Origin of the sequence: Erythrobacter litoralis (assembly GCF_001719165.1) — a bacterium.
Lineage (GTDB): Bacteria > Pseudomonadota > Alphaproteobacteria > Sphingomonadales > Sphingomonadaceae > Erythrobacter > Erythrobacter litoralis.
In genome coordinates this window covers 391,885-411,813 of sequence record NZ_CP017057.1, presented here as the reverse complement: position 1 = coordinate 411,813, position 19,929 = coordinate 391,885, and the positions used below count along the sequence as shown (strand labels likewise).

The following is a 19,929-nucleotide window of genomic DNA, read 5'->3' as shown; positions in this document are numbered from 1 at the left end:
ATGGCGGGGGATTACCTTCCCTACGTGCCGCAAGGTGAGCCCGTCCTGATCGATGAGGGTATCTGGACGGTTGAAGGACCGACCGTCCTCTACCCGTTCGGACCTTTCAGGATTCCCTGCCCGACCCGGGCAACGATCCTGGCCGATCCTAGGGGCGGCATTTGGCTCCACTCGCCCGTGGCCTATTCGGACCAATTGCGCAGCTCGATAGAGGCACTTGGCCCAATTTCGGGGTTGATCGCTCCAAACACTTTTCACCATCTCTACATCCGAGACTGGGCCGGGAATGTCCCGCGGGCAGCGGTCGTGCTGGCGCCCGGGCTCGAAGCCCTTTTCGAGGATCTGCAATCGCGCTCTATCCCGCTTACTAGGATGAGGTCAGAAGGCGGCCCCGACTGGCTCGGTATGAACATCGTGGACGGGACCGAATGGCGCGAGGTCGCCCTTTTTCACAAGACATCCCGGTCATTGATTCTCACCGACATGCTGCAGAATTTCGAGCTCGGCCGCGTTCATGGCCTCCTGCCGAAGAGTCTCTTGGCACTATCAGGAGCAGGACGCGGTCCAGTGGTCTCCATCGAACTGCTGGCCACGGCCTGGCGGTCCGGGATGCTCGACCAAGTCCGCGCCAGCCTGAGGATGCTAAAAGGCCTCTCGGCGCGACGCGTGCTCATCGCGCATGGCAAGCAACCAGAGCCACGGGACTTACGTAAGAAGGGCTGGGCGATCGAAGACTGAGCTTCGCATCGAAACCGCCCCTCACAATTCGCGATCTGGCGCAAATTGCGGCTGATCATGCGTAGCGGCCATCCTCAGCCTCCGCCAATTTTGTGCGGAAAAGGAGGATGCCATGGACCGCAGACTTTTTCTTATCGGAGCCGCATCAATGAGCGCCGTCGGCGTAATCGGTGGGTGCGCCCTAACGCCAGCAAGCCCGTCGGCGTATTCGATCTCGCCAATCGATCCGGGCGAGCATTCGAAGACTATCGAGGCTCTGAAGCCGCCGAAGAGAAAGCGACCCGTTATCGCGGTGGTCGTCGACAAAGAGGGTTCCGAGACAACCGACACAATCGTCCCCCATGCGGTCCTGTCGCTCTCGGGACTTGCGGACGTGCACGTGGTTGCGGCGTCGAGCTATCCGGTCGAGCTCTTCCCGGCCCTGACGATCGTGCCGCAGATGACCTTCGAAGACTTCGATGATCGCTACCGGGAAGGAGCAGACTACGTCATCGTCCCGGCCAGCCACCGGATCGACAGCCCTAAGCTCGTTCCATGGATCGCGCAGCAAGCTGGAAAGAACGCAACAGTCATCGGTATCTGCGCAGGAGCCCGGACTGTCGCAGCCGCAGGATTGCTTCGCGGTCGCAGGGGCACGACGCATTGGTATGAAGTCGAGGACCTGTTGAAGGAAGAACCCGGGCTCATTCCCGTGACGGATCGCCGTTATGTCGTGGACGACGGGATCGTTACGACAACCGGAGTGACAGCCTCGATACCGGTATCGCTCGCGCTGGTCGAAGCTATCGGAGGATTCCAGCAGGCCGAAGCATTGGCCTCGCGCCTTGGCGTATCGTCTTGGACCGCGGCGCATAACTCGGAAGCTTTCTCGGTCACGCGAGAAGCGGTCTGGGCGGCGATTTCCGGCCGCGTGGCGTTCTGGAACCGGCAATCTATCGGGATACCTGTCGAGAGCAGGAGCTCCGCAATCGCGCTGGCGCTAACTGCGGATGCCTGGGCGAGAACCGATCGTTCGCGGACGATCGCGATAGGACACGAGCCGAGGGTCGAACTGGATAGCGGCTTGGCGCTTGCTGACCTGAGTGATCCGGCGACCAAAGTTTCGAGGATGGTCGAGGTCGAGCGTGGCCCGGCTGCGCGAGCGCTCGACGAGACGCTGGCTGCTATTTCGACGGCTTACGGCGAAGATGTAGCGCGCTATGTCGCGATCCAGGTCGAATATGCATGGGCTGAGGGCCGATCATAGCACCATCGAATGCCTGGTGATCATTCGAGCGTTCGATCGGTCTTTCGCGTCCAACTCATGCTTGGTGAAGTCGCCCAGTCCATTTTTGGTGCAGTGGGTGCTCATCGACAGGCTTCTTTCTTGATGCTCGCCCCGATGTTCGAGCAGCACGATACCTCGGAATCTTCGCAAGTGACGCTTGCCGTGTCGCAATGTGCCGGAACGTCACTTCGCGCCAAACTGACCTCATTGCCCGCCAATACGCTCAGGAGCGTCGCCTTTCGACAGGCACGCGCTTGTTCGGACGATCAAATTCGTGCGACAGCCACCAAGGTGTTCAGAGGAAATGCTGACAGAACGCGGGACACGAGAGCGACATCATGATCCCTGCCAAGGGCATTTGCCCGTCGCCGGTGCTTTGGGGTCGACAGGTCATCTTGCAGCAAAGAGACCATCATATGTGCCATCGGCTGGACGACACACAACCCTCGGCGGGGTCGTGAGCCCGACATGACTGATACCATCCTGATATCGACCCTACGCTTTGGCTACAGACGATCGCAGGAAGTTCTGAAAGGTCTCGATCTGACGGTTAGGGAAGGCGAGGTCTTCGGAATACTCGGGCCGTCCGGGTCGGGTAAATCGACGCTGCAATCCATCCTTCTCGGCTTCGAGAAAAACTACTCGGGGACGGTTCGCGTTCTGGGCTGCGAAGCGCGCAACTTGGCGAGGGAGTTCTATCGAAGGGTCGGGGTCTCTTTCGAGCTCCCCGCCGCCTACCAGCAGCTGACTGCCCGAGAGAACCTCGAACTCTTTGCATCGCTGCAAGGGGGAACGGAGCCGCCCCTCGATGAGGTGCTGGCTCAAGTCGACTTGCTCGAACACGCTTCGAAGCGCGTTCAGGACCTGTCGAAAGGTATGAAAATCCGTCTGAACCTGGCGCGGGCGCTCCTGCATGATCCCGAACTCTACTTTCTCGATGAGCCAACCTCAGGACAGGATCCCGCAAGAGTGCGGCTCATCAGCTCCCTGATCCTTAATTTGAAAGCGCGTGGCAAAACCATCCTCATGGCCACACATGACATGGCGGTAGCCGAGCGCATTTGCGACCGCGTGGGGTTCCTGATCGCGGGTCGCATCGTCAAATCGGGGGCGCCTTCGAACCTGAAGCGGAGCATGGCCGAGCCTCGGGTCGAGGTCGCGCATCGGGCGGGCGAAAGCGACAAAACCGAGACTTTTCCGCTCGCCGCGCTCGGCGAGAACAGTAGGTTTCGCGAATTGCTTGCAGCGGACCGGATCGTGTCGCTGCGAAGCGTTGAACCCAGTCTTGATGACGTATTCATCAAAGTGGCGACCGAGATCAGCGAATGAAAATGGGCCTGGCGCTGCTCGCAAATGAATGTCGGGTTGTTCTGCGCTACCGGATCGTGCTGGCCGCTCTCTTCGTCCTTGCCGGCTATGCCGTGATCCTCGGATTCGGCGTCGGACGGGTTGCCAATGACGTGACGACCTTCCTGATCTTCTCCGATCCTTCCATGCTGGGCCTCGCGTTTGCCGGGCTACTCGTCATGCTTGAGCGCGAACAAGGCGCTGACTTCCAGGTGTTTCTGGCCGGTGTGGGCAGGCTGCAGCGTTTTGCATCGCGAGCCCTCGTTATCGGGGGCATCGCCGTCCTTCTATCAGCGGCGCTGGCAGTGTTCTTCGCGCGAGTTGAGCATTGGCCCGCGTTCCTTCTGACGAGCTACGCAATCTCGATCACCTATTCCGCGCTCGGAATGGCGATCGCGCTCCGGATTCGGCGGATAACGGCCTTCTTTGCCGTGGCGGGAATTTGCGTGCTTTCGATCTATCTCAACATGGCGTTGGCGCTTGGCTTCGGGCCGATAGGAGCTCTATGGCCTTTCCAAACGCAGTTTGAGGCCTTGAGGTCGGCTTTGGGAGCTGGCTCGGCTCAAGAGCCGGCAGTGCTTGGCGCGACTTTGCTCTCGCTCCTTTACGCAGTGCTCGCGCTATGGGCTTCGGCCAATCTAGGTGGGCGCAGGCTGTCTCCGGCATGAGGAGCGCTCCGCTAAATCGCATTCGTATTGGCTATTTCCTAGTGCGGAGCGAACTGCTCTGCATTGTGCGCGACCCCGCGCTTGCTGCAGTGCTCGTCATGGCTACGCTGCCGCTGGCGGTGATCCATTTCTTCGGCGCAGAGGTCGACCAGACCGTCATGCTTCATGCAGGGATCGAGGATGCATCGCGGCTTGTCGGAGGCTTTCTCGTCGCGCTGCCAGCGCTCCTCGTTGGCTGGATCTTCGCGATGCGTTTCCTTGAAGAACGCGACGAGGGACTGGAGCAAGTTTTTGCCACGAGCGTGTCCGGAATCGCAGGCTTTGCTGTCATGCGGCTCGCTGCGGGGAGCCTGATCGCCTTCCTTCTGACGTTCCCGACCGCGGCCGCGATTGGAAGCCCACCCGAAATGGCCTTGCTAGTCTCCTTATGCGGCAGTCTTCAGGCTATCGCTGTCGGGTGTCTCCTGCCGATCTTCGCCGCGAACCGGCTTGAGGGCATTGCCTATTCGAAGCTGCTCAGCCCTCTCGCCCTGGTCGCGCTTGTAGCTCTTGCAGATGGATTCTGGCGCGTGATCGCGGCGCCTTTCCCGACCTTTCATAGCGGGGTGCTGCTGGCGGCCACATCGGGCTCAGGAATTGGCACAATCGTCGCCGCGCTCGCGGTCAATCTCGCTTGGGCGGCGTTGTCGATAGTCGCGCTAGCTCGGACATCCGGGCTGCATTTCCAGCGGGGCGAAGGAGAAACAGAATGAAGATCCTGAAGCTTGGTGCCGTCACGGCCTTCCTGGGGTTGCTCGTTGCGAATGCCGCCGAAGTTCCGCCACGCCCACAGGACGATTTCTACGGCCACGTCAACGCGGCTTGGCTCGCGACTGCGCGTATTCCGTCTGAAGTTCCGTGGACCGGTCCCTTCGTCGAGAATACGCTCGCCATCCAGGCCGAGGTCGCGGCAATCATCGAGGACCTCACCGAACGCCCGTCCGATTTCGGGCCGGTCGGCGCGCAGATTGCGGCATTTCGTCAGAGCCTGATGGCAGAGGATCGCTCCGCCGGGATAAGGTCTCTCGAAGCGGTGCTGCGGGACATCGCGGAAATCGAGGACAAGGAGCGCCTCGTGGGAGAATTCTGCCGGCTCCATGCTGACCACTCGGATTTCGACCCGAACGCGATGCAGCCGGGGGTAACGCCAATCTGGCTCGGCTCGCGATCGATACCGTCAGACGCTGCTCGGCAGGCGCTCTTTGTCGAGCCGGCGGGTTCAGGGCTGCCCGACGCCCCCTACTATGTTGAGCCGCGCCATGACACGGTGCGAGGCGCCTACCTCGCGATGATGTCGGACCTGATGGGCGAACGGGGCATAGCTGCTACCCAATCCGAATTGATGGACGTCTTCGACCTCGAAGCCGCACTCGCGAAGGCGCGGCTGTCCGAAGCGGACCGACACGATGCCGCATCGACCTGGAGCCTCGAGCGCAATCATTCCGGACCAATCCAGTCCTTCGACTGGAGTGAGTTTTTCGCTGGATGCAACCTCGAACCGGACGAGTGGCTCGTGGCTGACACGGGGTATTTCGCAGCGCTAGCCGAATTGATCGAAAGCCGTTCGACGAAGACCTGGAGAAACTATCTTGGATGGCAGGTGATCCGCCGCTACGCCCCCGTCCTTTCGGACGGGACGCGAGCAGCGCATTTCGGGTTCTTTGGCGGCGTCTTACTCGGAAATGCGGAGCCTCGGCCTTCGGAGGAAGAGGCGGCCCTATCCATCGAGGCTGCCTTCGGCGCAGAGATCGAGAAGATCTGGCTTGATCGGCATTTCGACCCAGCGATCAGAGAGAAGGTGCGCTCGCTCGCGGAGGATATCAGGTCAGCCTATGGCCGGCGCATCGCGCGAAGCGACATGTTTTCCGAACAGACTAAGGCCGAGGCCCTAAGGAAACTCGAACGGCTGACCATCCAAGTCGGCCATCCTGACGAATGCGATCCATCCAGCCCGACCAAGTTGTTGCCTTCGGATGTCGTCACGAACCTGATGGCGCTTCGAAGGGCATCATTCGGCCGGGAAGTTGCCGAAGCCGGCAAGCCAAGGGATCGCTCGAAATGGTATGCGCCCGCCTACGACACGAGCGCCTACTACGTTCGCAGCACGAATACCCTCGCGATACCCGCAGGCATGCTGCGAGCACCGTGGTTCGATGCCAATGCTGCCGATGTCGAGAATTTCGCCGGAATCGGATCGATCATTGCGCACGAAATGGCGCATGCTTTCGACGACCAGGGTTCCCAGTATGACGCCGATGGGGTGCTGAGGGACTGGTGGACGACCGAGGACCGCCAGCGCTTCGATGACGAGATCGCCAAACTTGTCGAGCAATATTCGGCGTTCGAAGCTCTTCCCGGGCTTCGCCTCGATGGTCGGCTCACTGTCAGTGAAGCCTATGCCGATCTTGCCGGCTTGATCGTTGCACATCAGGCGATGCTGGCATCCCTTGGCGATCGGAGCGAGGATCGGAAGCATGCAGCGACCAGCACCTATCTGGCCGCGAATTGTCGCATGAAGAGAGCGATCTTCAGGACCCAGCTTTTGGAGCGCATCGTGGCCACCGAAAGCCATGCGCCTGCAAAGCAGAGATGCAACGGGCCAGTAGCCGCATTCGAACCATTCTACGATGTGTTTGGCGTTGGAAAAGAGGATGAAATGTATCTCGCCGAGGATAATCGCGCTTCGCCTCTGTGACCCAAGAACCGATCCCGCGAGCCGCAGACCAGCTTCTCCGATCGTAGAAAGCTCACTCGCCAACCCGGCTCGCCCAACAATCGACGCTGCCTGCGTGTCAGTTTGGATTCTTCTGCGGTAACTCTGACATCTCGGCGAGAGGCGCGGTCCGCTAAGGGCCTAGAGAAGAATGAGGAATTGAATGCGAAATGCCATCATCGTAGGGGGCGGCGTCGCGGGATTATCGGCGGGTATTGCCTTGTCGAAGGCTCGCTGGGACGTGGTAGTGCTTGAACGTGCGCCGCGGCTCGAGCCGATTGGAGCCGCGCTCAGCTTGTGGCCGAACGCCTGCGCGGCGTTGAAGAGCCTCGGGGTCTTTCCAGCTGTCGAAGCGGGGGCCTCTCCGATCAGTTCCATGCTGCTAGGCACGCGTGACGGCGGGCGGATCTTGGATAGGCTCATTCCTGAGCCAGCACTCTTGAGCGCGCGAAGTCATTTGCAACACGCTTTGCAGGATTCCCTGCCGCCGGGTGCATTAAGGCTCGGCTGCGAGGTCCTTCGCGCCCGATCCGGATGCGTAGAGATTGCAGATGGAGAGACCATGACCGGTGACCTCGTGGTCGACGCGGGCGGCATTGGCGCGATCAGCGGCGCTTGCGAGGAACCTCGTTATGCCGGCTACGGAGGCGTTCTTGCCCTTTCCGGGCCCATTGAGGGGTCCGGTTTCGAGGGGCAGGCAGCGGAATTCTGGGGTTGGGGCGAACGCTTCGGAGTGTTCGAACTCCCAAAAGGCCAACGCTACTGGTTCTATATGCGAAGCCAGCCGGCTCATTCCCGGATGCCGAACATCGATGAATGTGCCTGGGCAGCCAGAGGTTGGCCGGAGCAGGTCTGCAAGGCCATCGCGGCAACGCCAGCAGATGCCCTCATCCCGTTCGCAGTCCATGCGAGGAAGCCTCCGCGCTCGTTACTTCAAAACGGCATTCTCAAGGTGGGGGACGCCGCGCATGCTATGGAGCCAAATCTCGGTCAGGGTGCATGCCAAGCCTTGGAGGATGCGGTGGCGCTGATGCATGCCGCCTCACGAAACTCCGCTGCCGAAATCGGCCAAGCCTATGAGAAAGCGAGGCTCGATCGGGTGCGTATGCTGGTGCGGGAGGCCGCCCAGGCCGGGCTTGGCGTGCATGGCCCTCGCGCTATCCAGCTTCTGGTGAGGACCGCCCTCAAAGTGGTTCCGCGAGCGCTATCCGAGCCAAGGATCAACAAAATGCAGATGTTGCCCGAATACAGATCGAGAACGGAACTCTGATTACGAGATGCACCGAAGATCAGACTCATTCTTTCAGAGCCCACCGATGCGTTCCGCATCCCAACGGACAAGTGTCGCCCAATCGCTGCCGTGAACTGCCCTTCAGCTGGCGGCCCAGCTTACTTCGCTATGCAATGCCGCTCGCGCAAAGTTCGAATGTCTGCTCCATCCAAGAGCCGACGTTCCGCTCGCAGTCTGTGTGCGGCAGGAAAGTCCCGGATCCAGTCATGAAACTCAGCTGCCGAACCTGTCCGCTTCAAAGCGAGCGGCAGGTGGTCAAATATGGCCGGTTCGAAAGCGCGTGGCTGAGGAAATCTGGCTCAGATTTCCCAAGCGTCCTCTAAGGGGTGCGGGAGAATTCCGGTTTTCCGCCATTTTGCGAAAGTGGTGCCCAGAAGAGGACTCGAACCTCCACGGGGTTGCCCCCGCCGCCACCTGAAGACGGTGCGTCTACCAATTCCGCCATCTGGGCACACATCAGCAGCAGAGCCAGGTTGCATCCGCGCTCGGTAGGCGGGGCCAATAGCGAGCCGGCGCCCCTCGTGTCAACGACAACCTTGCGCCCCGACGCAAAGGCTGGTCGAGCCTTGCCCCCGGGAGCGGATTGACGCATGGCGCGTTGGCACATCACCCCCTAGGCCAGCCAAGCACCAGCGCGATCATGACCAACACTTCTTCTCTATCCGACACTCTCGTCACCGTTTTCGGCGGGAGCGGCTTCATCGGCAATTACGTCGCTCAAAGTCTGCTCCAGCGCGGCGCCCGGCTGCGGATAGCGAGCAGGCATCCCGAGCACAGCCATTCGCTCAAGCCGCTCGCAAATCTCGGCCAGCTCCAGTTCGCTAGCTGCGACATCACCGACGAAGGATCCGTCGCGGCCGCTCTCCACGGAGCGACTCATGTCGTCAATCTCGTCGGTGCCTTCGAGGGCGACCTGGAGAAGCTCATGGGGGAAGCCCCCGGCACCATGGCCCGGATCGCCAAGGCGAACGGCGCGCGCGCCTTCGTCCACATGAGCGCGATCGGGCCGGATGCGGATTCGACCGCCGCCTATGCCCGGGCCAAGGCGCTCGGAGAGCAGCGCGTGCACGAAGCCTTTCCCGAAGCGACGATCCTGCGGCCTTCGATCGTGTTCGGCAAGGACGACAACTTCCTCAACATGTTCGGCCAGCTAATCCAGTTCATGCCTGTGCTGCCGGTATTCGGTCCGGACGCGAAGTTGCAGCTAGTCCACGTCGACGATGTCGCCGAGGCGATCGCGGTCGCGCTGGAGCAGCCGGAGGCCCATGGCGGGCACATCTACGAACTGGGCGGCCCCGAACAGCTCACGATGATGGAGATCAACCGGCGCATCGCCGCAGCGCAGGGGCGCAAACGGCGCTTCCTCGCGATGTCGGATACGCTCTCGGGCCTGTTCGCGAGCCTGCCCGGCACGCCGATGAGCAAGGATCAGTGGACCCTGCTCCAGCCCGGTAGCACGGTCAGCGGCGAGCATCGCACTTTCGCCGATCTCGGGATCGAGCCAAAGCCACTCGGCCTGTTCCTCGACAAGTGGATGGTGCGCTATCGCAAGCAGGGCCGGTTCGGGCTCGACAACGTGCGGAGCGACAACCAGGCCACCTGAGCGCCGGCTGCGCGGCCGCTCAGAGAGCTGTCCGATAGAGTTCCAGCAGGTCCCCGTAGGCCCTTTGCGCGGCCGGTTCGGCATAGGCAGGGCTGTCGGGCACGGTCCAGCCGTGGTCGCCTTCATAGACGTCGATCTTGGCCGGGACTGCCGCTAGACCAGCAGCCTTGGCGAAGAGCAGTTTGGCGCTAGGATCCTTAGCGTGATCGTCCTCGGCAATCGCGATCAGGAGGCGTGCGTCAACCTCGTCCAGCATGTTGTGCGGGCTCATCGGATCGTCCTCGCGCACGAGACCCCCGCCGTGAAAGCTCGCCGCCGCCTTGATCCGGGAGGGGGCTGCGGCCGCGCTCCAAATCGTGAACGGGCCGCCCATGCAATAGCCCTGCGTGCCGATGCCCTTGTCGGTATCGACGCTGGGCTGTTCGTCGAGCCAGTTCACCGCAGCACTTGCATCGCGCCCGATCGCCTCGGCATCGAGCTTCTCGCGCCAGAGGCGGACTTTCTGGAAACCACCCTCGTCGATGAAGGCGGCGAAATCGGCGAACTGTTCGCCCGAAACGTCCCGGTAATAGGGATTGAGGACGAGCACGGCATAGCCCTCCTTGGCGAGGCGGCGCGCCATGTTACGCTTCGCCTCGCGCAGGCTCGCGATGTCGGGCCAGAAAATGACGCCGGGACTCTGGCTGGTGGCCGGGTGCACGAAAAAGGCGTCCATGGTCCCATCGGCGGTCTCGAAGGTGACCGGCGATTCTGCAATCGCGCCTTCCATCACTTCGGCGGTCGGGGCCCGCACGACGTCGTTGCACGCCGCCAGCATCGCCGCCCCGCCCGCCACCGCGCCGAAACGCCGGCGGCTGATCGCCTGCTTCGCCCAATCCGCAAGCTTCGCCTCATCGCACATGATCGCTTCTCCTTGACCCGCCCATCGGCAACAAGTGGCACGCCTGCGGAGAATGGACAACCGGCGGATTGCGCGGCAAGATGCCGGACCAATGGGAGAGTGAATTCAATGACGATGATGCGATGGGTGGCGGCGCCGGCGGCGCTGCTCGGCGCGCTGGCGCTTGGGAGTTGCGACGGAATCTTCAGCGAGGCGACCGCCGGGGAGAGCGGGATAACCGCGGCGATGCTGACGGGCGCGCAGAGCGATACCGCAAACTGGATCACTCATGGCCGGACCTATTCCGAGCAACGCTTTTCACCGATCGACAAGGTGAATGCCGACAATGTCGCAGACCTCGGGCTAGCCTGGTTCGCCGACATGGACACCGCCCGCGGGCAGGAGGCGACCCCGCTGGTGATCGACGGCAAGCTTTACGTGACAAGCGCGTGGAGCAAGGTCTTCGCCTTCGACGCGGCGACCGGTGAAAAGCTGTGGCAATACGATCCGCAGGTGCCGGGCGAAACCGCGGTCAAGGCCTGCTGCGACGTGGTCAATCGCGGCGTCGCCGCGTGGGGCGATACGCTGTATCTCGGCACGCTCGACGGGCGGCTTGTCGCGCTCGACCGGGAAAGCGGTGCGGTGAAGTGGCAAAAGGTCACCGTCGACCAGTCCAAGAGCTACACCGTCACCGGCGCGCCGCGCGTGATCGACGGCAAGGTCATCATCGGCAATGGCGGCGCGGAATTCGGCGTACGCGGCTATGTCGCGGCCTACGATGCGCGTGACGGCGAGGAGCTGTGGCGCTTCTACACCGTGCCGGGCGGCGAGGATGGCTCGGATGCCCCGGAGCATCTGAAAAAGGCCGCCGAGACATGGAACATGGACGTGCTCGGCTCTTCCGATGCGATCGGCGGCGGCGGCACGGTGTGGGATTCCATGGCCTATGATCCCGAGCTCGACCTGCTCTACATCGGGGTAGGCAATGGTTCGCCCTGGAACCGGGCCTATCGCTCGCCGGGCGAGGACGGGACCGGCGAGGGGGACAACCTCTACCTATCCAGCATCGTCGCGATCCGACCCGACACCGGCGAATATGTCTGGCACTACCAGACCACGCCGGGCGAGACATGGGACTTCACCGCGACCCAGCACATCGTCCTCGCCGACATGGAAATCGCCGGGAAACCGCGCAAGGTGCTGATGCAGGCGCCCAAGAACGGATTTTTCTACGTCATCGACCGCGAGACCGGCGAATTCATCAGCGCCGAACCCTACGTCTCGATCAACTGGGCGAAGGGGATCGATCCTGCCACCGGTCGCCCGATCGAGAATCCGGAAACCCGCATCGACAAGACCGGCAAGCCCGCGCTCGTTATGCCGGGCGCTCTTGGCGGTCACAATTGGCACCCGATGGCTTATCACCCGGGCGAGAACCTCGTCTACATCCCGGCCTTCGAGGCGGGGATGATGTATGCGCCCGAGGCGGACTGGAAACCCGACCGGGCGCGCGGCTTCAATGTCGGCTTCGATCTCGGGGCGGGCGACCTGCCGCCGGACATGGGGATCCGCCGCGAGGTCGCGGGCACGCTGCGCGGCATGCTGGTCGCCTGGGACCCGGTTCGCCAAGAGCCGCGCTGGACGATCGAACATCCCGGCCCGTGGAACGGCGGCCTGCTCGCGACCGGCGGAGGGCTGGTCTTCCAGGGCACGGCAGGCAGCGAGTTCAACGCCTATGACGCTTCAAATGGCGAAAAGCTGTGGAGCTTCCCGGCGCAGACCGGTGTGGTCGCACCGCCCATAACCTACACGGTCGATGGCGAACAATATGTCGCGGTCCTCGCCGGCTGGGGCGGTGCCTATGCCCTGTCGGTCGACGGGGCACTGATCGAGCAGAAGGCGCCGGTTCGCAACGTCTCCCGCCTGCTGGTGTTCAAGCTCGGTGCCGATGGTCAGCTGCCGCCCGAGCCCGAACTCGCGGACCTCCCCCTCGATCCCCCGCCGAGCCGCGCCTCGGCCGAGACGATCGCGCTGGGCGAAGCGAAGTACGGTCGCTACTGCGCGGTATGCCACGCGCCCGCGGCGGTCGGCTCGACCGTGCTGCCGGACCTCAGGCGCTCGGGCTCGCTCGGCGACCGGCGCGCATGGCAGGCGGTAGTGAATGACGGACTGCTGAAGGACAACGGCATGGCCGGGTTCGCCGCCTCCATGAGCAAGGATGAGATCGAGGCGATCCGCGCCTATGTCATCCACCGCGCAAACGAGGATCGGGACATGGAGCGCAAGCGCGGCAAGACGGTGGCGCGCCGCTGACGCGTCACCATCCGAACACCCAGCGACCGAGCAGGCGACCGGGAATGAGAGTGAACCCACCGGCGATCAGCAGGCCGACATAGAGCCCGATCATACCGCTGCGGTGCAGCCGTATGTTGCCGCTGCGCGCGCCCCACACCGCGACGGGCAGCGCGGCGAGCGTCCAGACGGTGAACAGGTGGATCCAGGAGAACCCCGTTCCCGCGATCCCCGCCCCGGGCGAGCGGATGAAGATGCTGGTTATCGCGGTAACCAGCATCAGGCCCGCCCAGGTCCGTCCCAGCGTCTTGTGCAGCGCGTCGCCCTTGCGCCTTAGCAGGATGAAAGGTCCGAGCACCGCCGCCGCGAGCGCGGTGACGAGGTGGATCATGATCGGCAGGGTCTGGCCGTGCCCCTCGCCTGCGCTCTCGCTGGAGGCGAAGCCCCCGCCGAGCGATGCGAGCGCCGTCAGCCCAGCGGTAATCGCGACGGTGAGGATGGCAGTGATGACGAGCGTGGTCCGGGTCATATGAAGATAGTCTTATGACATATCTCCAAGTTCCATGCCAACGACCGTAAGCGCCCGCGCGGTTCAGGCGCGGAAGACGACGGTGCGGTTGCCGTTGATCAGTACGCGTTCCTCGACGAAGAGGCGCACCGCTTCTGCGAGCACCCGCCGCTCGATATCGCGGCCCTTGCGCACAAGATCCGCTGCGCTGTCGGCATGGGTGATGCGCTCGACATCCTGGTGGATGATCGGCCCCTCGTCGAGATCGCCCGTCACGAAATGCGCGGTCGCCCCGATGATCTTGACCCCGCGCTCATAGGCCTGGGTGTAGGGGCGCGCGCCCTTGAAACCCGGCAGAAAGCTGTGGTGGATGTTAATGCAGCGGCCGGCGAAATGCCGGGCCTGTGCATCGGAGAAGATCTGCATGTAGCGCGCCAGGACCACGAGATCCGCCTGGTTCTCCTCCGCCAGGTCGCGCAGCGCGGCCTCCTGCTCGTCCTTGGTGCCGGGCGTGACGGGCAGGTAATGAAACGGGATTTCCCCAATATCGCTGCGGATCGCGATCTCGCGCGGATGATTCGAAACGATGGCGACCGGATCAATCGACAACTCGCCGGTTCGCCAGCGATAAACGAGATCGACGAGGCAATGGTCGAATTTGCTGACCATGATTATCACCCGGCAAGGGCGGTCCTGCCGGGCCAGTTTCCAGATCATCGCATGCGCCTTGGCAAAGTCCGAGAATTCCGCACCCAAGCGGCCTGAATCGATCCCGTCGGGGTCGAAGGCGACGCGCATGAAGAAGCGGTCGCCCGCCTCGTTCCCTGCCCGGTCGTTGAATTGCTGCGCTTCGATAATGTTGCAGCCGCGCTCATACAAAAACGACGTCACTCGCGCCGTGATGCCGGGCTGATCGGCGCAGGACAGGGTGAGGATCAGCGGGCCGCCCATCGCATCATGCCTTGCGCCGGGTCAGCGCTTCTTCGCATTCGTTCATCAATTGGGCAATGATGTCGGCGACCGGCTCCTCGCTCTTGACCATGCCGACCGACTGACCGGCCATCAGCGAGCCGTTTTCGACATCGCCGTCGATCACCGCGCGGCGCAGCGCACCCGCCCAGTAATGTTCGACCTGCAATTGGGCTTCAGCCATCGCTATTTCGCCGCGATCAAGCGTTCCCGCGATTTCGCGCTGCTTGACGGTGAACTCCTCGGTCCCCCTGTTCTTGAGCGCGCGCACCGGGATCACGGGCAGACGCGGGTCGACCTGCACACTGGCGATCGCATCGCGCGCCGAGGCACGGAAAAAAGCCTTCTTGAAATCGGGATGGGCTATGCTCTCGCTCGCGCAGGCGAAACGCGTGCCGAGTTGCACACCGGCGGCGCCCATTTCGAGATAGCCCGCGATCGCCTGCCCCCGGCCGATCCCGCCGGCGACGAACACGACATGCTCTTGCGAAAGCTCGGGCAGCATTTCCTGCGCCAGAACGCTGGTCGAAACCGGACCGATATGGCCGCCCGCTTCCATCCCCTCGATCACGAGTGCATCAGCGCCGGAGCGCAGCAGCTTCTTCGCCAGAGCTAGCGTGGGGGCAAAGCAGATCACCTTGGCCGGGTTCGCCCCGCCCTTTATCGCCTCGACACTGCCTTTGGGCGGGATCCCGCCAGCGAGGACGACATGGGTCACGGCGTGCTTTTCGCAGACCGCGATCAGGTCGAACAGATCGGGATGCATGGTGATGAGATTGACACCGAAGGGGCGGTCGGTGAGCGCCTTGGTAGCGGCAATCTCGGCATCGAGCAGATCGGGCGTCATCGCCCCGCAGGCGATCACGCCGAAGCCGCCCGCATTGGAAATGGCCGAGACGAGATTGCGCTCGGACACCCAGCTCATCGCGCCGCACAGGATCGCGGCCTCGCAGCCGAGAAATTCGGTTCCGCGCCGCATGAGCGCTTCGGTCTTGGGATAGGTTGTCATGAACTGCGCGCTTAAGCAGGTCCGCCGCGATAGGCAATCCGCACCCGCCCGGCCACCTTGGCCGCCAGCGTCCGGGCGGCATCGGTGTCCTCGGCGCGGGCGAGCGCAACGCCCATGCGGCGAAAGGGCCGCGTTGCAGGCTTGCCGAAGATCCGCACATCGACGCTGTCATCCGCCGCGAGCGCCTCTTCGAGCCCTTCAAACGCAAAATCCGCGCTGTCGCGGTCGGCGAGGATGACCGCCGAGGCAGCGGGCCGCGCCGCGATCAGGGCTGGCACCGGAAGGCCAAGGATGGCGCGGGCGTGTAGGTCAAATTCGGTCAGGTCCTGCGACGCAAGCGTGACCATGCCGGTATCATGCGGGCGTGGCGACAGTTCGGAAAAGATAACCTCCTCGCCCGCTTTCCCGGAGCGTACGAAGAATTCGACCCCGTAGAGCCCCCAGCCGCGCCCTTCCCCCTCGAGCGCCATGACCACCTTTTCCGCCATCTTCTGCGCATCGGCAAGCGCCTCCTTGCTCATCGCGGCCGGCTGCCAGCTTTCGCGGTAGTCGCCGCGGTCCTGACGGTGACCGATCGGCGAGCAGAAGCTGATCCCGTTCCTGTGCCTTACCGTCAGCAGCGTGATCTCGTAATCGAAATCAACGAACTCCTCGAGTATCACCCGCGCCCGATCGCCGCGCATATTGGCACAGGCATAATCCCAGGCCTCCTGCAAACCGGCCTCGCTCTCGACCTTGCTCTGCCCCTTGCCGGAGGAGGACATGACCGGCTTCATCACCAATGGAAAGCCGATATGGGCAGCTGCAGCATCGACTTCTTCGAGCGTCGTCGCATAGCGATAGCGCGAAGTGACGAGGCCGAGATCGGAGGAGGCAAGATCACGGATCGCGTCCCGGTTCATGGTCAGCTGCGCCGCGCGGGCAGACGGGACGACGTTGAACCCTGCGGCCTCAAGTTGAGCAAGCATTTCGGTGCGGATCGCCTCGATCTCGGGCACGATCAGGTCCGGCCGGTGCTTCTCCACCGCCTCGCGCAGCTTCGCGCCGTCGAGCATCGAGAAGACCTCGCGCTCATCAGCCACCTGCATGGCCGGGGCTCCGTCATAGGCATCGCAGGCGATCACCTTCGCGCCGAGACGCTTTGCCGAAATCGTGAATTCGCGCCCCAGTTCGCCCGAGCCGAGAAGCAGAATCGTCGCAATATATGCCATGGCAAGGACGCTTAGCGTCCGCCGGCGGCAACGCCAAACCCCCGGTTCACGACAAGAGCAGCCGGTTCGCACGAAGGGACCGCGGAATTGCGGTGATCGAGCGCTCGGCCGACCTGCATTCCGCCTGCGGCCCGCGCGATGACGAGGCCCAGTTCGGCCTGTCGCAGCGTTCGGTCGACCGAATGCTCGACCTCTGCCAGACCGGCGCTCGCAGCAACATGGGGCATACGGGCGGAGGACGGCAAGGCGAGCGCGGCAAAGGTCCTGAGCGCCTCCTCGGCCCAGTCCTGAGCTTCGCGCAGGGACGTCTCGGGCAAGATTACGCCGAAGCGTTCGGCATCGAGCTGGCCGAGCACGAAACCCGGGCGGACCATCGTCTCCAGGAACCGTGCAAAGCCCCACAGGAATTCGTCGAGCGTGTCCTGCCCGTACTGCATGAAGATCGCACGCATCCGGTCGATCGCGAAAACCGCAAGCATTGCAGGCTTCCCGCCGCGCAGGGAATCCGGAACCCGGTCGACGCAGCGCGCAAGGCTGGAGGCGAAAGCTTGGCGATTGGAAAGACCGGTAAGGGGATCGGTGGTGGCGCGCGTATGAAGTTCGCTCTCCAGCGTGCGCACCTGCTGGACCGAACGCATCAACCCGATCGCGCCGAGAACCGACCCGCCCTCGCCATGGAGCGGCCGCAGGGTCAGTTGATACCAGCGCAGGTGCCCGCCATAGGCACATTGGTCGGCCGAAGGGGAAGAATCCTGCGCGCGGCACAGGCTTGCGGGAAACTCGAGCGAGCTGTTGCCCGAATCTCCCGCGAGCACCCGGCTCGCCAACTCGTCTACGGCGGGCGCATGATCAGCGTCTGCCAGTTCGCAGATATGTGGCATCAACAGCAGTTCCGAAGGATCGAAGCCCAGATCGGCCGCGTTGGCCGACGCGTGAACGATGAACCCCTTCGCATCGAGCTTGAGGACTATATCGCCCGCGGCCTCTTCGAGGAGGCCGTGCAGACCGCGACCCTCAGCGTCGCTCCACTTCTCTATCATGCCGATTGCCCCCGGCTTTCTGCGACCCGCAACCATCAAGTTGCGCAACGAATGACTTACGCTTCTCCAGCGGGTTTTCCCCTTTTGCCCCGCATTCCTTATTGCCAGCCGCCCGCATGGACGAATGGGATTAACTAACTGAACTAAAAAACGAATCAGCTAGATACTTCGTTTACCATAATTTCGCGGAACGCATGCGAATCCAATGAGTAGGAAGCGCTAGGGAGCCCCATCGAGCTCGATCATAATACGGATATTGCGGGGCAACGTGCCGAAGGCCGAAGCAATACGTAAGCGACATTCCTGAACCACTGCGAGGCCGGCGTCGCGTTCCGGTTTATCGGTGAGATCTTCGCTCGACACGCCCAGAGCCGCGGCGATCGCGTCGAGCCGTTCGGGCAACGGTTTCGCCTTACCCTTCTCCCACGCCCAGACCGTCGGCTTGCTTACACCGAGCACCTCTGCAACTTCGGCGAGCGTCAGGCCGCGCTCGCGGCGCAGGCGGTTAAGGCGCATGCCGAGAGGTTCTCCGCGCGAGAGAGCGCCGGGCAAGCCACCCACACCCGGACCGTCCGGCTGGGCGCTCGAAATCTGCGGGTCGGCACCGCGCAACTGGGCCGCCGCAAGTGTAGCGCGCGGCAGCGTCTCTTCGAAAGCACAGCCGAACAGCCGGTCGCTCTGCCAAACGATCACGGCGTCGATCGGCCCACTCTCGGGCAGTTCGATGGCAAGCGAGTCCCCCTCGGCGAGATCGAGGTCGGTTTCCAGCAGCAGGCCGGCCGCCGAGAGGTTGTGGATCGTGACGTTGGCCTCGAGGCCGCCACGCAGCCTACCGCTCGTTTCGAGCCTCAGGGCACGGCGCGGCTCGCTGCGCTGTGTCCCGGAGGATGCGTTTTCAGAAGCCCTCGAGGGCCCTTCGAGATTGGCTTTCAGCGCCATTGGTTGCGACTCCTGTGAATGGAGACGCGAGAGTCCGGCGTGCGGGGTTAAGAAGGCGTTAGCGCGCGCTCCTAACGCGGACCGGCGGTGGCGCTCACCGGACCGGCTGCGTCGCGAAGCGGGGGACGGTCAGTCCGCGTCGAGCCCGTAGGCGGTATGAAGCACACGCACGGCGAGTTCGGTTTCGTCCTCGTCGATCATCACGCTGACCTTGATTTCCGAAGTCGAGATCGCCTGGATGTTGATGCCGCGCTCGGACAGGGCGCGGAACATCGTGCTGGCGACCCCGGCATGGCTCTTCATGCCGACGCCGACCACGCTGATCTTGGCGATCTTGCTGTCGGTGATGATGCGGTTGAACCCGATCTCTCCGCGCCTGTCCTCTAACAGGGCCTGCGCGCGGGCAAGGTCGGCCTGCGGCACGGTGAAGGTCACGTCGGTCTCGCCCTTGTCGCGGCCCACGTTCTGGATGATCATGTCGACATTGATGCTCGCCTCGGCCAGCGGCTCGAAGATGTTGGCGACCGCCCCGGGCGTGTCAGGCACGCGGGTGAGGATCACCTTGGCCTCGTTCTTGTCATGCGCGATGCCGGTCACAAGCTGGCGTTCCATCAGGCCCTTCTCCACCAATTCATCCATTTCCTCGTCCGAGACGATCAGCGTACCCGGCAATTCGTCGGCGGGCGGGGCATCGTCGCCGATAAAGCTCGAAAGCACCTGGATTCGAACGCCCTCCTTCATTGCGAGGCCGACCGAGCGGGTCTGCAGCACCTTGGCCCCGACGCTCGCCAGTTCGAGCATTTCTTCGTAGGTAACCGCCTTCAGTTTTCGCGCCTTCGCGACGATGCGCGGATCGGTCGTGTAGACGCCGTCGACATCGGTGTAGATATCGCAGCGATCCGCCCCGACCGCGGCCGCGACCGCCACCGCAGAAGTGTCGGAACCGCCCCGGCCCATGGTCGTGACGCGTCCTTCATCGCTTACGCCCTGGAATCCGGGGATCACCGCGATCTCTCCGCGGCCGAGGGCATCGAGCATTCCGGGAGCATCGATCGTCTCGACTCGCGACTTCGCATGCGCCCCTACCGTCTTGACCGGCAATTGCCAGCCGAGCCAGCTGCGCGCCGAGCAGCCCAGCGATTGCAGGGTCAGCGCGAGCAGCCCGCTCGTCACCTGCTCGCCGCTTGCGACGACGACGTCGTATTCGGCAGGATCGTAAAGCGGATTGGCCTCGCGACAGAAATTGACCAGCCGGTCGGTTTCGCCGGCCATCGCGCTGACCACGACGGCAACCTCGTTCGGTTCGCCGTCCCTGCCCGCCGCCTGCGAGCGGACGAGATTGGCGACGCGCCGGATCCGTTCGGTCCCGGCCATCGACGTGCCGCCGAATTTCATAACGATGCGCTGCCGCTTCT

17 protein-coding genes and 1 tRNA gene are annotated in these 19,929 nt (G+C 63.1%); 9 read left to right on the top strand and 9 right to left on the bottom strand.

Annotation, left to right across the window (positions count from 1 at the left end; genetic code table 11):
• The 7 genes from Ga0102493_RS01935 to Ga0102493_RS01905 all read left to right on the top strand — a co-directional run bounded on the left by Ga0102493_RS01935 (position 1) and on the right by Ga0102493_RS01905 (position 8,042).
• Positions 1 to 738, top strand: a complete 738-nt coding sequence (locus tag Ga0102493_RS01935) for a DUF4336 domain-containing protein (protein WP_034906652.1) — start codon at positions 1 to 3, stop codon at positions 736 to 738.
• A 112-nt stretch (positions 739 to 850) separates the two neighbouring features.
• On the top strand, positions 851 to 1,984 hold the full coding sequence (locus Ga0102493_RS01930) for a DJ-1/PfpI family protein (protein WP_034906649.1): 1,134 nt from the start codon (positions 851 to 853) through the stop codon (positions 1,982 to 1,984).
• A gap of 489 nt (positions 1,985 to 2,473) precedes the next feature.
• Positions 2,474 to 3,334, top strand: a complete 861-nt coding sequence (locus tag Ga0102493_RS01925) for an ABC transporter ATP-binding protein (protein ID WP_034906645.1) — start codon at positions 2,474 to 2,476, stop codon at positions 3,332 to 3,334.
• A complete protein-coding gene (locus Ga0102493_RS01920; RefSeq protein ID WP_150132392.1) occupies positions 3,331 to 4,020 on the top strand; it encodes a hypothetical protein in 690 nt (229 codons plus the stop codon). The genes Ga0102493_RS01925 and Ga0102493_RS01920 overlap by 4 nt, the downstream gene beginning before the upstream one ends.
• The gene (locus Ga0102493_RS01915; RefSeq protein WP_150132391.1) at positions 3,975 to 4,772 is read left to right on the top strand and encodes a hypothetical protein; all 798 of its coding nucleotides are present in this window, start codon (positions 3,975 to 3,977) and stop codon (positions 4,770 to 4,772) included. Before Ga0102493_RS01920 ends, Ga0102493_RS01915 begins: the two co-directional genes overlap by 46 nt.
• Positions 4,769 to 6,754 (top strand): M13-type metalloendopeptidase, encoded by a 1,986-nt coding sequence (locus Ga0102493_RS01910; protein ID WP_034906638.1) that lies wholly within the window; start codon positions 4,769 to 4,771, stop codon positions 6,752 to 6,754. The genes Ga0102493_RS01915 and Ga0102493_RS01910 overlap by 4 nt, the downstream gene beginning before the upstream one ends.
• Positions 6,755 to 6,935: 181 nt before the next feature.
• The gene (locus tag Ga0102493_RS01905; protein ID WP_069297424.1) at positions 6,936 to 8,042 is read left to right on the top strand and encodes an FAD-dependent monooxygenase; all 1,107 of its coding nucleotides are present in this window, start codon (positions 6,936 to 6,938) and stop codon (positions 8,040 to 8,042) included.
• A gap of 385 nt (positions 8,043 to 8,427) precedes the next feature.
• Here Ga0102493_RS01905 and Ga0102493_RS01900 read toward each other — a convergent pair.
• A tRNA-Leu gene (locus tag Ga0102493_RS01900) sits at positions 8,428 to 8,514 on the bottom strand.
• Positions 8,515 to 8,703: 189 nt separating this feature from the next.
• On the opposite strand from Ga0102493_RS01900, the gene Ga0102493_RS01895 reads away from it, so the two are divergent.
• Positions 8,704 to 9,666 carry a complex I NDUFA9 subunit family protein gene (locus tag Ga0102493_RS01895; protein WP_034906631.1) on the top strand — a complete coding sequence of 321 codons (963 nt, stop codon included), beginning with the start codon at positions 8,704 to 8,706 and terminating at the stop codon, positions 9,664 to 9,666.
• A gap of 19 nt (positions 9,667 to 9,685) precedes the next feature.
• Here the strand turns inward: Ga0102493_RS01895 and Ga0102493_RS01890 are convergent, their stop codons facing one another.
• Complete coding sequence (locus Ga0102493_RS01890; RefSeq protein WP_034906630.1) at positions 9,686 to 10,567, bottom strand: dienelactone hydrolase family protein; 882 nt, start codon at positions 10,565 to 10,567, stop codon at positions 9,686 to 9,688.
• Positions 10,568 to 10,681: 114 nt separating this feature from the next.
• Between Ga0102493_RS01890 and Ga0102493_RS01885 the strand changes: the two genes are divergently transcribed.
• Positions 10,682 to 12,859, top strand: coding sequence for a PQQ-dependent dehydrogenase, methanol/ethanol family (locus Ga0102493_RS01885; RefSeq protein WP_034906695.1), 2,178 nt, complete (start codon positions 10,682 to 10,684; stop codon positions 12,857 to 12,859).
• 4 nt (positions 12,860 to 12,863) lie between these two features.
• Here the strand turns inward: Ga0102493_RS01885 and Ga0102493_RS01880 are convergent, their stop codons facing one another.
• The 7 genes from Ga0102493_RS01880 to Ga0102493_RS01850 form a co-directional block, all read right to left on the bottom strand.
• Entirely contained in the window at positions 12,864 to 13,367 is a 504-nt protein-coding gene (locus tag Ga0102493_RS01880; protein ID WP_051698448.1) for a DUF2306 domain-containing protein, read from the bottom strand.
• 63 nt (positions 13,368 to 13,430) lie between these two features.
• Positions 13,431 to 14,297, bottom strand: coding sequence for a formyltetrahydrofolate deformylase (gene purU, locus Ga0102493_RS01875; protein WP_034906628.1), 867 nt, complete (start codon positions 14,295 to 14,297; stop codon positions 13,431 to 13,433).
• Between the two features lie 4 nt (positions 14,298 to 14,301).
• Positions 14,302 to 15,324 carry an NAD(P)H-dependent flavin oxidoreductase gene (locus Ga0102493_RS01870; protein WP_034906625.1) on the bottom strand — a complete coding sequence of 341 codons (1,023 nt, stop codon included), beginning with the start codon at positions 15,322 to 15,324 and terminating at the stop codon, positions 14,302 to 14,304.
• A gap of 11 nt (positions 15,325 to 15,335) precedes the next feature.
• A complete protein-coding gene (gene purT, locus Ga0102493_RS01865) occupies positions 15,336 to 16,535 on the bottom strand; it encodes a formate-dependent phosphoribosylglycinamide formyltransferase (protein WP_034906622.1) in 1,200 nt (399 codons plus the stop codon).
• An 11-nt stretch (positions 16,536 to 16,546) separates the two neighbouring features.
• Positions 16,547 to 17,575 carry a sensor domain-containing diguanylate cyclase gene (locus tag Ga0102493_RS01860; RefSeq protein ID WP_034906619.1) on the bottom strand — a complete coding sequence of 343 codons (1,029 nt, stop codon included), beginning with the start codon at positions 17,573 to 17,575 and terminating at the stop codon, positions 16,547 to 16,549.
• 219 nt (positions 17,576 to 17,794) lie between these two features.
• Positions 17,795 to 18,514, bottom strand: a complete 720-nt coding sequence (locus Ga0102493_RS01855; RefSeq protein WP_034906618.1) for a helix-turn-helix domain-containing protein — start codon at positions 18,512 to 18,514, stop codon at positions 17,795 to 17,797.
• Positions 18,515 to 18,643: 129 nt separating this feature from the next.
• Entirely contained in the window at positions 18,644 to 19,909 is a 1,266-nt protein-coding gene (locus Ga0102493_RS01850) for an aspartate kinase (protein ID WP_034906691.1), read from the bottom strand.
• Positions 19,910 to 19,929 lie beyond the last annotated feature (20 nt).